Origin of the sequence: Paenibacillus sp. FJAT-26967 (assembly GCF_001541095.1) — a bacterium.
Taxonomy (GTDB): domain Bacteria; phylum Bacillota; class Bacilli; order Paenibacillales; family NBRC-103111; genus Paenibacillus_F.
Map to the genome: position 1 here is coordinate 1,624,929 of NZ_LMXH01000001.1, position 12,743 is coordinate 1,637,671.

At 49.4% G+C, this 12,743-nt stretch carries 13 protein-coding genes; all 13 read left to right on the forward strand.

Annotated elements, in window-relative coordinates; all coding sequences use genetic code 11:
• Window positions 1–6: 6 nt before the first annotated feature.
• The 13 genes from rnc to AR333_RS07280 all read left to right on the forward strand — a co-directional run bounded on the left by rnc (window position 7) and on the right by AR333_RS07280 (window position 12,743).
• Entirely contained in the window at window positions 7–708 is a 702-nt protein-coding gene (gene rnc / locus AR333_RS07220; protein ID WP_068774594.1) for a ribonuclease III, read from the forward strand.
• A 231-nt stretch (window positions 709–939) separates the two neighbouring features.
• Window positions 940–4,518 carry a chromosome segregation protein SMC gene (gene smc, locus AR333_RS07225; protein WP_068774595.1) on the forward strand — a complete coding sequence of 1,193 codons (3,579 nt, stop codon included), beginning with the start codon at window positions 940–942 and terminating at the stop codon, window positions 4,516–4,518.
• A 137-nt stretch (window positions 4,519–4,655) separates the two neighbouring features.
• Window positions 4,656–5,648 carry a signal recognition particle-docking protein FtsY gene (gene ftsY, locus AR333_RS07230; RefSeq protein WP_068774596.1) on the forward strand — a complete coding sequence of 331 codons (993 nt, stop codon included), beginning with the start codon at window positions 4,656–4,658 and terminating at the stop codon, window positions 5,646–5,648.
• A gap of 123 nt (window positions 5,649–5,771) precedes the next feature.
• A complete protein-coding gene (gene ylxM / locus AR333_RS07235) occupies window positions 5,772–6,122 on the forward strand; it encodes a YlxM family DNA-binding protein (RefSeq protein ID WP_068774597.1) in 351 nt (116 codons plus the stop codon).
• 75 nt (window positions 6,123–6,197) lie between these two features.
• Window positions 6,198–7,559 (forward strand): signal recognition particle protein, encoded by a 1,362-nt coding sequence (gene ffh, locus AR333_RS07240; protein ID WP_068774598.1) that lies wholly within the window; start codon window positions 6,198–6,200, stop codon window positions 7,557–7,559.
• A 75-nt stretch (window positions 7,560–7,634) separates the two neighbouring features.
• The gene (rpsP, locus tag AR333_RS07245; RefSeq protein WP_068774599.1) at window positions 7,635–7,907 is read left to right on the forward strand and encodes a 30S ribosomal protein S16; all 273 of its coding nucleotides are present in this window, start codon (window positions 7,635–7,637) and stop codon (window positions 7,905–7,907) included.
• A gap of 24 nt (window positions 7,908–7,931) precedes the next feature.
• Window positions 7,932–8,162 (forward strand): KH domain-containing protein, encoded by a 231-nt coding sequence (locus tag AR333_RS07250; RefSeq protein WP_068774600.1) that lies wholly within the window; start codon window positions 7,932–7,934, stop codon window positions 8,160–8,162.
• Between the two features lie 184 nt (window positions 8,163–8,346).
• Window positions 8,347–8,868 carry a ribosome maturation factor RimM gene (gene rimM / locus AR333_RS07255; RefSeq protein ID WP_068774601.1) on the forward strand — a complete coding sequence of 174 codons (522 nt, stop codon included), beginning with the start codon at window positions 8,347–8,349 and terminating at the stop codon, window positions 8,866–8,868.
• Complete coding sequence (gene trmD, locus AR333_RS07260) at window positions 8,865–9,677, forward strand: tRNA (guanosine(37)-N1)-methyltransferase TrmD (protein ID WP_068774602.1); 813 nt, start codon at window positions 8,865–8,867, stop codon at window positions 9,675–9,677. Before rimM ends, trmD begins: the two co-directional genes overlap by 4 nt.
• Before the next feature lie 240 nt (window positions 9,678–9,917).
• Window positions 9,918–10,259 carry a 50S ribosomal protein L19 gene (gene rplS / locus AR333_RS07265; RefSeq protein WP_068774603.1) on the forward strand — a complete coding sequence of 114 codons (342 nt, stop codon included), beginning with the start codon at window positions 9,918–9,920 and terminating at the stop codon, window positions 10,257–10,259.
• Between the two features lie 84 nt (window positions 10,260–10,343).
• Window positions 10,344–10,976, forward strand: coding sequence for a signal peptidase I (lepB, locus tag AR333_RS07270; protein ID WP_068774604.1), 633 nt, complete (start codon window positions 10,344–10,346; stop codon window positions 10,974–10,976).
• Window positions 10,977–11,012: 36 nt separating this feature from the next.
• Entirely contained in the window at window positions 11,013–11,882 is an 870-nt protein-coding gene (gene ylqF, locus AR333_RS07275) for a ribosome biogenesis GTPase YlqF (protein ID WP_068774605.1), read from the forward strand.
• A 225-nt stretch (window positions 11,883–12,107) separates the two neighbouring features.
• Window positions 12,108–12,743: a ribonuclease HII gene (locus tag AR333_RS07280; protein ID WP_068774606.1), complete on the forward strand. Its 636-nt coding sequence runs from the start codon at window positions 12,108–12,110 to the stop codon at window positions 12,741–12,743.

The following is a 12,743-nucleotide window of genomic DNA, read 5'->3' on the forward strand; positions in this document are numbered from 1 at the left end:
GAGAACATGAACCGAGATGTTAACCAGCTTCAAGCCGACGTCAATATCCGTTTTCAAAATCACGATTTGTTGAGGCAGGCGTTTACTCATTCTTCTTATGTGAATGAGCATCGTATGGCCAACTATCAGGATAATGAGCGCCTGGAGTTTCTAGGCGATGCTGTCCTGGAGTTGACCGTTTCCGAATACTTGTATTTCAAGTATCCCCACCGTACGGAGGGGGAGCTCACGAAACTGAGGGCATCGATTGTGTGTGAGCCTTCATTAGTGAATTTTGCAGAGAAACTTAATTTTGGCATCTATGTACAGTTAGGCAAAGGTGAAGAGATGACCGGTGGACGTTCGCGTCCTGCTCTGCTCGCCGATGTGTTCGAAGGTTTTATCGGAGCACTGTACCTGGATCAGGGGCTTGAAGCGGTCAAATCATTTTTAAACCAGCACGTTTTTCCTTATGTTTCGGCAGAAGGCAAATTGCTGATCATTGATTATAAGACCCAATTACAGGAATACACCCAGCATCACAACATGGGTTCGCTTGAATACCGGATCGTGGAGGAGCGCGGACCTGCTCATGAGAGAGAATTTGTCTCTGAGGTTTGTATGGACGGCAAGCAGCTTGGCAAAGGCGCCGGACGCTCCAAGAAAGAAGCGGAGCAGCAGGCAGCCTCGCAGGCATTAACCAAGTTGAATGTCTTAATGGAAAACTAGCCGCTATGCAGTTTAGCGATAGCTGTGCTCCAGCATAGTTCGAAGCGGCAAGATATAAATGAGATGAAGAGCAGCCGAGCTGCTCTTTTCTTTTGCCCTCTGCTTTGAACACGGGTTATGATACAATAGAGCCTGGGCTATCTTAGGGTGGCCGGTTTGTTGATCCTTGTGAAGGATCGGTAGTTTACGAAGTAACTTTTCCTATGAAAAGTTTTGAGGTGAAAAATAGATATGTTCTTGAAGCGGATTGAATTATCCGGATTTAAATCATTTGCAGACCGTACGGAGCTGGAATTCGTAAAAGGCATAACAGCGGTCGTCGGTCCTAACGGAAGCGGCAAGAGCAACATCTCGGACGGCATCCGGTGGGTACTTGGTGAAACGAGTGCCCGCAGTTTACGCGGCGGTAAGATGGAGGATGTTATTTTTGCAGGCAGTGATGCGCGCCGGGCGGTTAATTACGGAGAGGTTTCCCTGACTCTCGACAATACCTCTCAGGCCCTTCCTCTTGACTATAATGAAGTCACGGTCAGCCGGCGGGTACACCGCAGCGGCGACAGTGAGTATTTTATAAACAAGCAGTCCTGCCGTCTGAAAGATATTACAGAATTATTTATGGATACGGGGATCGGTAAAGAAGCCTATTCGATTATCGGGCAGGGCCGTATTGAAGAGATTTTGAGTACGAAATCTGAAGAGCGGCGCAGTATTTTTGAAGAAGCGTCCGGAATTGTGAAATACAAATCACGCAAGAAAGAATCGGAAAAGAAGCTGAATGAAACGGAGCAGAATTTGCTGCGGATTCATGACTTGATTACCGAGCTTGAAGATCAGATTAACCCTTTAAGAGAGCAAGCGGAGAAAGCTGTCCGCTATAAAGAGCTGAAGGAAGAGCTGAAACATAGCGAGATCGCGGTCTACGTTCATCAGATTGATCAGATTTATGTATCCTGGACAGAGACCAATGAGAAGCTGACTGTGCTGAAGAAGGAACAACTGAGTTTGTCTACGTTCGTAAGTCAGCATGATGCAAAGCTGGAGAAACACCGCTGGGAAACGAAGCGGCTGGAGGAAGAACTGGAGAAGCTTCAGGGAACGCTGCTCGATATTAGTGAAAACCTGGAGAAGTGCGAAGGACACGGCGAAGTACTCAAAGAGCGGAAGAAGAATTTTGCCGCCAATGAACAGCAGCTGGATCAGACGATTACGCTTCAAGAAAGCAGGCTTGCTGAGAAGGAAACGGAGCTTTCGGAGCACCGGGACAAAATCGTACATATCGGCGCGCAGCTTTTTGAATATCAGGCTAAACTGTCGGAGGAAGAGAACCGGCTGCTTGGCGTGAGCGGCGGCCTTAAATCAGGGGTAGAAGACCAGCTGAAGTCGGAACTCCTGGATAAAATGAACGCGATGGCGCAGTGCCGCAATGAAATTCGATATGCGGAGCAGCAGCTTGAAAGCCTGGCTAAGCGCCTGGGCCGTCTGGAAGAAGAAGGGCAGAAGCGTGCAGCTATGCAGACGGATATCGCTACCCGGCGCAAGGATTTGCAAAATAAGCTGGATCAGACACGTAAGGAAGTCGAGAAGATCCGTTCCGCTTATCTCGATCTGAGCGAGAATCTCAAAAAGAAACAGAATCTGCTGGAAGAGTCGGCAGGCATGTTACGCAAGTGGGAACAGAAGATTGATGCACTGACATCCAGGCGGGATACAATGAAAGAAATGCAGAACGATTACGACGGCTTCATGCATGGCGTCAAAGAGGTGCTCAAGGCCAAAAGCCGGCCTGACGGTCTGAAGGGCATACACGGGGCTATCGCCGAGCTGGTGAAAGTGCCGGCTGAAATCGAGGTTGCGATTGAAACTGCACTCGGCGGGGCGCTGCAGAATGTCGTCGTAGAGACGGAAGCTTACGGTCGCGAGGCCATTGCTTTCCTCAAAAGGCGTCAGCTGGGGCGTGCTACTTTTCTGCCTATGGATGTTATACGGGGCCGGTCTATCGGAGAAGGAGAGCGCAGTGCTTTGCATTCAGCAAGCGGATTCGTCGGGATCGGTGTCGATCTCATCAAATTCGATCCGCAGTATCATAATATCTTCTCAAGCCTGCTTGGGACGGTCATTATCGCAGATAGTCTGGAAGATGCGAACCAGATTGCGGCAAAAGCAAACTACCGTTACCGGGTCGTAACCCTTGAAGGGGATATCGTCAATCCCGGCGGCTCGATGACAGGGGGCAGTTTGCAGAAGAAAACCTCTAATCTCCTGGGACGCCAGCGTCAGATCGAGGAGATGGATAAAGACATTCTGACCTCCGAAACTCAGCTGCAGCAGTTGAAGTCGCGCGCCGCACAAGCCCGCAAGGAGATTGTCGAAGACAACGCCAAACTTGAGGAACTGCGTGAGCGCGGTGAGCAGAAGCGGATCGAGGAACAGCAGATCCGTGCGGATTTGACACCGCTTGAAGCGGAAGTCCGCCGCATCGAAGAACAACTGACTCTGGAGCAGGACGACCGCTCCACCCTTCTTGAAGAGCGCAGCCAGTACCTGCGCCGTGCTGAAGATAACAGGCAGCAGCTTGATGAACTGCAGCAGGAAGAAGAAGCTCTCCAGCAGGCGATTCGTGATGCGGAACTATCGCGCAGAGCGAATGAATCTGCTAAGGAGGAACTTCAGAATCAGCTTACCGATCTGAAGGTGCGCGTGGCTTCCGCTTCGCAGGAGAAACAATCGCTGCAGGATCAGCAGAGACGTCTCCAGCAGGATCTTTCCGATGCCAAGGAGGAACTGGAGATGAACCGCCGCCAGCTCTGGCAGCTGCGCGCCGAGATGGAGTACCACACCGAGGAATCCGTAAAGCAGGTCGAACTGTTGAACTCTTTAAGACTCCGTAAGCAGAAATGCACGGAGGAGATTGAGTTCAAGCGCTCCGAGCGCACGGTTTGGGCCGACAAGCTTGAACAAGCAGAGAACGAAACCCGGGAGCAGAGGACACGCCTTAAACAAGTGGAGGAGCAGTCTGTCCAGCATGAAGTGCGCGTGAACCGACTCGATGTGGAGCTGGAGAACTTGCTTAAGAAGCTGGGCGAAGACTATGAGATGAGCTACGAGCTTGCCAAAGAACGCTACCCTGTACCCGAGGATATTACCGGTGCCCAGAACAAAGTCCGTGAACTTAGACGCTCGATTTCAGCACTAGGTGATGTCAATCTGGGCGCAATCGAGGAATTTGCCCGGGTATCGGAGCGCTATGATTTCCTGTCTGTTCAAAAGGATGATCTGGTTGAGGCCAAGACTACCTTGTATCAAGTCATCCGTGAAATGGACCAGGAGATGTCGAAACGGTTCAAAACGACCTTCGATGCGATTCGTTCTCACTTTGTCGTCGTTTTCGTGAAGTTGTTCGGCGGCGGCAGAGCCGATCTGATTTTGTCGGATCCGGAGAACCTCCTGGAGACGGGGATCGAGATCGTAGCGCAGCCGCCGGGCAAAAAGCTTCAAAACCTGCAGCTGCTCTCCGGCGGCGAACGGGCTTTGACCGCGCTTGCGCTGCTGTTCTCCATACTGTGCGTCAAGCCGGTACCGTTCTGTGTCCTTGACGAGGTTGAGGCCGCGCTGGATGAAGCCAACGTTACCCGTTTCGCTGAATATTTGCGTGAATTCTCGGAAACGACACAGTTTATTGTCGTTACCCACCGCAAAGGTACGATGGAAGAAGCTGACGTCTTATATGGAGTTACGATGGAGGAAGGTGGCGTATCGAAGCTTGTTTCCGTACGTCTTGAGGATGAGGAAGCAATGATTTCCGCTTCATAGATGCATATCTGGGCTGTGCGGGAACAATTCCCCGACTTTGGTCTGAAGCGCTTCAAGCCCGGCATCGGTTATAACATAGTAGATGCAAGATAAACTCTGACAGACTATTGAAACAGGAAAGCGAGGAACAACTGAGTATGAGTTTTTTTAAAAAATTAAAAGAAAGCATCTCCAGTAAAACGGAGGCCGTTACGAATAAATTCAAGGAGGGTCTGACGAAGACCCGCGACGTATTTGTTGACCGGGTAGATGATTTGTTCAGCCGCCGCAAAAAAATCGATGAAGAGTTTTACGAAGAGCTGGAAGAAATTCTGATCGGTGCAGATGTTGGCGTAAATACCGTAATGGAACTGATTGAACAACTGCGCAGCGAAGTGCGCAAACGGAAAATCGAGGACCCGAATGATCTTCAGCCGGTTCTATCGGAGAAACTGACGGAGCTGCTAAAAGGCAGTGAGGACAGTTCCATGAGCATGGCCGCATCAGGTCCGACAATTATTCTTTTTGTAGGCGTTAACGGTGTCGGCAAGACCACCACAATCGGTAAGCTGGCGCACCTGTACAAGTCCCAAGGCAAGAAAGTGCTTCTGGCTGCGGGGGATACATTCCGTGCCGGTGCTATCGAGCAGCTGGAGACGTGGGGGCAGCGGGTTGGAGTAGATGTGATCAAGCAGCAGGCCGGTTCAGATCCGGCGGCCGTTATGTTCGATGCTGTGCAGGCGGCTAAAAACCGCGGCGCAGATATTCTGCTGTGTGACACGGCAGGACGTTTGCAGAATAAAGTGAACTTAATGGAAGAACTCAATAAGATCTACCGGGTTATCCGCCGTGAAGTGCCGGAAGGTCCTCATGAGGTTCTGCTGGTGCTAGATGCTACAACCGGGCAAAATGCGCTTCAGCAGGCCAAAATGTTCGGTGACAAAACGGGGCTGACAGGTCTGGTGCTTACGAAACTTGACGGCACAGCCAAAGGCGGTATTGTCGTGGCGATTCGCCAGGAACTTAACATTCCGGTTAAATTCGTGGGTCTCGGCGAGAAAATGGACGATCTTCAAGCGTTTGATTCCGAACAGTTTGTTCATGCGCTTTTCGGCAAATGGATAGCGGAAGAGAAGGAAAGGGCAGAGTAATCCAGCCGATTCTTATCTTTTTACTGCTGACAAGGTCAGACGCTTGACATCCTTTCCGGCATCCGTTATCATAAGGACTGTTGTTGCAGGTGTAAAGTGTAGAACCTTGACGGAGGTCGGGCTATGACGGAAGATCAAATTCTGGAGAAAACGAACCGAATCAATCTTCTGTTCGATTTTTACGAGCCTATGCTGACGGACAAACAACAGACCGTCTTGAAGCTGTATTTTCACGATGATTACTCCTTGGGAGAAATCGCGGAGCAGTTTAAGATAAGCCGGCAGGCCGTTTATGAGCATGTGAAGCGTGCCGAGGTTACGCTCGAAGATTATGAGAGCAAGCTTGCCTTGCTGAGCAAACACGAACGGCGGCTGAAGCTGCTGGGTGAAGCGGAAGAGAAACTGAAGGATTCGCCTGAAGATCTCGCTGACTGCGCTTCGGATTATTTGCGCCGTATCGTTCATATGGAATAACCCTTGTGAATGTTGGAATGGAACGTTTAGAACAGAGATATAGATGGATGACGGACATGAAAGGAGGCGGTTTACGTGGCATTTGAAGGTTTGAGCAACAGGCTCCAAGGTGTTTTCGACAGGCTGAGAGGCAAAGGCAAACTGACGGAAGAGGATGTCAGCGAAGCGCTTCGCGAAGTACGGCTTGCCTTGCTTGAGGCGGATGTTAACTTCAAGGTCGTGAAGGAATTCATTGCCAAAGTTAAAGAACGCGCAATCGGACAAGACGTAATGAAAAGCTTCACCCCCGGCATGGTCGTCATTGATATTGTGAACAAAGAATTGACCGAGCTGATGGGCGGAACACACACGAAGCTGGCCAAAGCGAACAAACCGCCTACAGTTATTATGATGGTCGGTCTTCAGGGCGCAGGTAAGACAACCTCGTCCGGGAAATTGGCCAAAATGCTCCAGAAGCAGAATCACAGGCCTTTGCTTGTAGCGTGTGACGTTTACCGTCCCGCTGCGATTAAGCAGCTGCAGGTTCTGGGCGAACAGCTGAAAGTTCCGGTTTTCTCTATGGGAGATAGAGTGAGCCCCGTGGAGATTGCTAAGAATGGTCTCCAGCATGCCAAAGACAACAATAACGATTATGTTATTGTCGATACGGCAGGCCGGCTGCACATCGATGAAACGCTGATGGAAGAGCTCCAGCAGGTACGCGAAGCAGTGGGGCCGCACGAGACACTGCTCGTAGTTGACGCCATGACGGGTCAAGACGCGGTCAATGTCGCGGAAAGCTTCCATAAGCAGCTTGAGCTGACGGGCGTCGTTCTGACGAAGCTCGATGGCGATACGCGTGGTGGCGCGGCCCTGTCGGTCAAAGCGGTTACAGGCTGCCCGATTAAATTCGCCGCAATGGGCGAAAAGATGGACGCGCTTGAACCTTTCTATCCGGAGCGGATGGCTTCACGGATTCTCGGCATGGGGGACATGCTCACCCTAATCGAGAAAGCGCAGGCCGGTATCGATACGGACAAGGCCAAAGAAATGGAACGTAAAATGCGCAATGCGGAGTTCACATTCGAGGACTTCCTTGAGCAGATGGACCAGGTCAAGAAGCTCGGTCCGCTGGACCAGCTGCTGGATATGCTTCCGGGTGCCGGCAAGATGAAAGGCATCAAAGATGTGAAGGTAGACGATAAGCAGATGGGACGCGTCGAAGCGATCGTCAAGGCGATGACCAAGGAAGAGAAGCGTAAGCCTGAAATCATTAACGCCAGCCGTCGTAAACGTATTGCTTTAGGCAGCGGCAACTCTGTACAGGATGTCAACCGGCTCATCAAGCAGTTCGATGATATGCGCAAGATGATGAAGCAGTTCTCGGGTATGATGAATCCGAAAGCAATGAATAAGATGAAGAAAATGGGTAAAGGTTTTAAGTTCCCGTTCGGCTAAACCGACGGGATCCACATATAAGTGTCCGTTATTGGCGGCACACACTTGTTTATTCTATGATGGAGGTGATAGTTCATGGCAGTTCGCATTCGTTTGAAGCGTATGGGTGCTCACAAAGCTCCTTTTTATCGTGTAGTTGTTTCCGATTCCCGCTCTCCGCGTGACGGACGTTTTATCGAGGAGATCGGTTACTATAACCCGGTTGCTCAACCTGCAGTCGTTAAAATCGACGAGGAAAAAGCACTGAAATGGCTCCAAAACGGCGCGCAAGCGTCTGATACCGTTCGTTCCCTGTTCAGCAAAGCAGGTCTTATGACTAAGCATCACGAGCTTAAGCTGAAGAAGTAATCCTGCTCATTTTCGGAGGTCTTTATGAAAGAGGTCATTACCGTTATCGCTAAGGCACTCGTGGATCATCCGGAAGACGTGCGTGTGAATGCAGTGGAAGGCGAGAGCAGCATCGTTTACGAACTGTCTGTTCATCCCAATGATGTTGGTAAAGTTATCGGCAAACAGGGACGTATTGCCAAAGCTCTTCGCACAGTCGTCACGTCGGCAGCAGTGAAGGAAAGCAAACGTATTACGGTGGAAATAATGTCATAGAGGAAAAGGTTAGGATCATTCCTAGCCTTTTTCTTTCATCTTGGCCGGTAACCGGTTTCTTGAGTAATGGTCTTTACAGGTAGGAGGACAGAGCTCGATGAGGTGAACGGGAACGGGCTCTGGATCACCTGTTTTCTAATAGATGCAAGGTTTGAAATCAGTACGGAGGTGGAAATATATAAATATGAGCGATAAATTATATACGGTTGGGACGATCGTTAACACACACGGCTTGCGCGGTGAACTTAAAATAGTGCCCCATACGGATTTTCCGGAGCAGCGGTATGCGGACGGAAGCAAGCTTATTATTGAAGATGCCAAGGGAAAGCACATTCCGGTGACAGTTAAAACTTCGCGACTGCATAAAAATATGTACATCGTACAGTTCAAAGAGTTCGCTAATATTAACGAGGTTGAACCTCTTAAAGGTTCCCTTTTAAAAGTGGAAGAACGTTATCTGGACGACCTGGAAGATGATGAATATTACTATCATGAGATTATCGGATGCCGTGTTATTACGGAAGAGGGCGAAGAACTTGGCCTCATTCAGGAGATCTTGACACCGGGGGCTAACCACGTCTGGGTAGTAGGCAGGCCGAACAAGAAGCAGCTGCTTCTGCCAGTCATAGATGATGTGGTACTGGATGTCGATGTGAAGGAAAAGGTAGTGACCGTACATCTGCTGGAGGGACTCCTCGACTTATGAACATCGATGTGCTGACTTTATTCCCCGCTATGTTCGAAGGTGTCTTTTCATCGAGTATTCTGGGCAAGGCCCGGGACAAAGGACTTGTCCGTTTGTCCACGGTTAACTTTCGGGATTTTGCGACCAACAAGCATAATACGGTGGATGATTATCCGTACGGCGGCGGCGGCGGGATGGTCCTGAAGCCAGATCCCATCTTTGCGGCTGTAGAGTCAATTCTGCCGGTAGATGCTCATGCGACGGATGCGGACCCGGCTGCCGGACAAAACGTTCCTAATCCTACTACAGGACCAGGCGGCGCAAAGCCGCGGGTTATTCTGATGTGTCCGCAGGGAGAAACTTTTACGCAGAAAAAGGCGGAGGAGCTAGCGAAAGAAGATCATCTGATCTTCATCTGCGGGCATTATGAGGGCTATGACGAGCGTATCCGTGAGTTTCTGGTAACGGATGAGTTGTCAATCGGCGACTATGTTCTTACCGGAGGAGAACTGCCGGCTATGGTCGTCATAGACAGTGTCGTGCGTCTGCTGCCAGGAGTACTTGGCAATGAACAGTCCGCGGTAACCGATTCCTTCAGCACGGGACTGCTCGAATATCCGCACTATACCCGTCCCGTGGAATTCAGGGGCTGGACGGTGCCGGATGTGCTCGTCTCTGGTCACCATGCCAACATTACAGAGTGGAGACGCCTGCAGTCTCTTTATCGTACCTACAAGCGCCGTCCTGAGCTTCTGGACAGGGTGGAGCTGACAGATAAGGAAAAACGCTGGCTTAAGGAAAAAAGGCAGGAAGAGAGCCGCAAGGAGTAGGCGGAGAAGTTCTTGCAAACCACACTTGAAGGCTCTAGCAGGCTTAGGATTCAGGTGCAGCTTTCAACAGATTATCGACATCTCTCTAGAAAGTCGGGATTTTAGTTGTGTTTCTTCTGGGTATATGGTAAACTATCCAATGTTGTGTTGTTTGAATCGGGTGGTCCTCTACGTATGCAGCAAGAGTACATCTTAAGAGAAGACGGAATGAACACCTATTGTGAAAGGAGTGAATCTTAAATGAATATCATTCAGGAAATTACCAAAGATCAAATTCGTACAGATCTTCCAAACTTTCGCCCCGGCGATACATTGAAAGTGTACGTAAAGGTTATCGAGGGATCCCGCGAGCGTGTTCAGCTGTTTGAAGGTGTTGTGATCAAGCGTCACGGCGGCGGAATCAGCGAAACATTTACCGTTCGTAAAATTTCTTACGGCGTTGGCGTGGAAAGAACTCTTCCGCTTCATTCTCCGAAGATTGAGAAAATTGAAGTTGCTCGTCGCGGTAAAGTTCGTCGTGCGAAACTTTACTATCTGCGCGGACTTCGCGGTAAGAAAGCTAGAATCAAAGAAATTCGTTAATAAAGACCTGGGGGGGCTTGTTTTCAAGTCCCCTTTTAGTTTTCCGATAAACATTTCATTTGAACAGGAAATGGGGTCTGGATCATGGAGAGAAAAGAGCAGGAGCCGGTGGCTGAAGCAGGGAGCCAAGCGGTCCAAACTACCAGCCCGGTCAAGAAAGAAATATGGGAATGGGCGAAGGCTCTGCTTATTGCAGCCGTTCTTGTGTTTGTGATTCGTTGGCTGTTGTTTGCTCCGTTTATCGTCGAAGGCCCTTCGATGGAACCTAACTTTCACACAGGCGAGCGGTTAATTGTAAACAAAGTTACATACAAGTTCAGTGAACCGAAACGTGGAGAAGTCATTGTCCTCCGCGCACCTGAAGGGATCGATTATATCAAGCGGATTGTAGCGCTTCCCGGTGAAACGATTCGGGTGAATGGAGACAAGGTCTTCGTTAACAATGAGGCCATTGACGAGCCTTATCTTAAAGAAGCGATTGATAATGCTCTAAAAGAAGGGCATGCTTATAATAGAAGAAACTTCCCAGAACTGGGGGCGGACCCGGGTACAGAAGTGAAAGTACCGGCTGACTCCGTATTCGTAATGGGAGATAACCGTTCCGACAGTAAAGACAGCCGATTCTCAGAAGTGGGATTCGTTCCTTATGATAAAATTATCGGGCGGGCAGACTTAGTGTTCTGGCCCATCAATAAAGCAGGTTTCGTGCACTTCTGATGAAGAAGTGCTCGTTTTGTATACAGAGGTGATAAGATGACGATACAGTGGTTCCCCGGTCATATGACCCGGGCAAGAAGACAGATCGAAGATAAGCTCAAATTGATTGATGTTGCGATCGAATTGCTCGATGCTCGCATTCCTTTATCGAGCCGGAATCCCATGGTGGATGACATCCTTCAAGGCAAGCCGCGTCTGGTTCTGCTTAATAAAGCAGACTTGGCCGATCCGGCTATTACAGCGGAATGGGTTCAATATTTTGCGGATCAAGGACTGAAGGCGCTGCCGATGGACGCGTCAACAGGAACAGGAATTAAAGAAATTTTGCCCCGCTGCAAGGAGCTTTTGAGCCACAAGATCGAAGCCCAGCTTCGTAAAGGGATCAATCCCCGGGCAATACGGGCTCTTATTGTTGGAATCCCGAATGTAGGGAAATCTACATTGATTAATCAACTGGCTGGACGCAAAATCGCGAACACAGGTGATAAGCCAGGTGTTACGAAGGGACAGCAATGGATTAAATTCGGAACAGATATGGATTTGCTTGATACACCCGGTATTTTGTGGCCTAAATTTGACGATCAGAATGTCGGGATGAAACTAGCTGCCACCGGAGCGATTAAAGAAGAGATCCTTCATTTGGACGATATCGCCTTTCACACGATCCGCTATATGATCGATTATTATGGAGAGCGTCTGATGGACCGTTTCGGCATTGGAGACCTGCCGGAGGATACAGAGAATCCGAATGAAGTTATTGAGGTTATGGAGACAATTGGTCGTAAGCGCGGCTGTATCGTAAGCGGGGGACGTGTGGACTTGGACAAAACCTCCCTGCTGTTCCTGCGTGAACTTCGTTCCGGCAAATTAGGACGTGTCAGTCTGGAAGTGCCGCCCGAATATTGAGGTTGGCTATTCTTATTAGGCTGAGTAACGCTGAGTAAATAAATAACTTTATCAAAAATGTGATGCCTTGTATTCGCTATTAAAGTGAATAAGGCATCACATTTTTTTGCTTTTGACCAAAGAAGCGGCAATGCCATATATAAGTTCGGATGGAAATGTTTTAGCAGAAAGAGCAGGGTTAATTTAGAGTAGTTTTCATGGGATAAAATGAGTTCTTCCGTTATAATGGAGAGCGGGAGGGGAATACAGAACATGCTTCAGGAAGAAACACATTTGTGGCAGCAGGGCTTCGAGCATATTGCTGGCGTTGATGAAGTCGGACGCGGCTGTTTGTTTGGTGACGTCGTGGCTGCTGCCGTTATACTGCCCAAAGGACTTATTCTCGAAGGGGTCAATGATTCGAAGAAATTGTCTGAGAAAAAGCGTGAAGAATTATACACGGTTATTATGAATGAAGCCATTTCGGTAGGCATCGGTATTATTGATGTGCCGACGATTAACGAAATTAATATAAAGCAGGCATCCAGACTTGCGATGCAGACTGCCGTCCGGCAGCTGACTCCCGAACCGGATTTTATACTGGTGGATGCTGAAAATATAGATACTCCCTTACCTCAAATGCCCTTAATTCACGGGGACGCTGTAAGCCAAACGATCGCGGCGGCATCAATCATTGCAAAAGTAACTCGGGACCGGATGTGTCAGGAGTGGGACATGCTGTATCCGGAGTACGGAATTGCGAGGCACAAAGGGTATGCGACTAAACAGCATCGTGAAATGCTGATCGAGTATGGGCCTACCCATTTGCACCGCAAACTGTTTATCCGCAATGTGATGCTGGTGCAGCAGGAGTTATTTTAA

Coding starts and splice junctions, on each gene's coding strand:
- lepB (WP_068774604.1), top strand. CDS start 10,344: ATGGAGAGAAAAGAGCAGGAGCCGGTGGCTGAAGCAGGGAGCCAAGCG.
- rimM (WP_068774601.1), top strand. CDS start 8,347: ATGAGCGATAAATTATATACGGTTGGGACGATCGTTAACACACACGGC.
- ylxM (WP_068774597.1), top strand. CDS start 5,772: ATGACGGAAGATCAAATTCTGGAGAAAACGAACCGAATCAATCTTCTG.
- rnc (WP_068774594.1), top strand. CDS start 7: ATGAACCGAGATGTTAACCAGCTTCAAGCCGACGTCAATATCCGTTTT.
- rpsP (WP_068774599.1), top strand. CDS start 7,635: ATGGCAGTTCGCATTCGTTTGAAGCGTATGGGTGCTCACAAAGCTCCT.
- rplS (WP_068774603.1), top strand. CDS start 9,918: ATGAATATCATTCAGGAAATTACCAAAGATCAAATTCGTACAGATCTT.
- trmD (WP_068774602.1), top strand. CDS start 8,865: ATGAACATCGATGTGCTGACTTTATTCCCCGCTATGTTCGAAGGTGTC.
- AR333_RS07250 (WP_068774600.1), top strand. CDS start 7,932: ATGAAAGAGGTCATTACCGTTATCGCTAAGGCACTCGTGGATCATCCG.
- AR333_RS07280 (WP_068774606.1), top strand. CDS start 12,108: ATGGAGAGCGGGAGGGGAATACAGAACATGCTTCAGGAAGAAACACAT.
- ftsY (WP_068774596.1), top strand. CDS start 4,656: ATGAGTTTTTTTAAAAAATTAAAAGAAAGCATCTCCAGTAAAACGGAG.
- ylqF (WP_068774605.1), top strand. CDS start 11,013: ATGACGATACAGTGGTTCCCCGGTCATATGACCCGGGCAAGAAGACAG.
- smc (WP_068774595.1), top strand. CDS start 940: ATGTTCTTGAAGCGGATTGAATTATCCGGATTTAAATCATTTGCAGAC.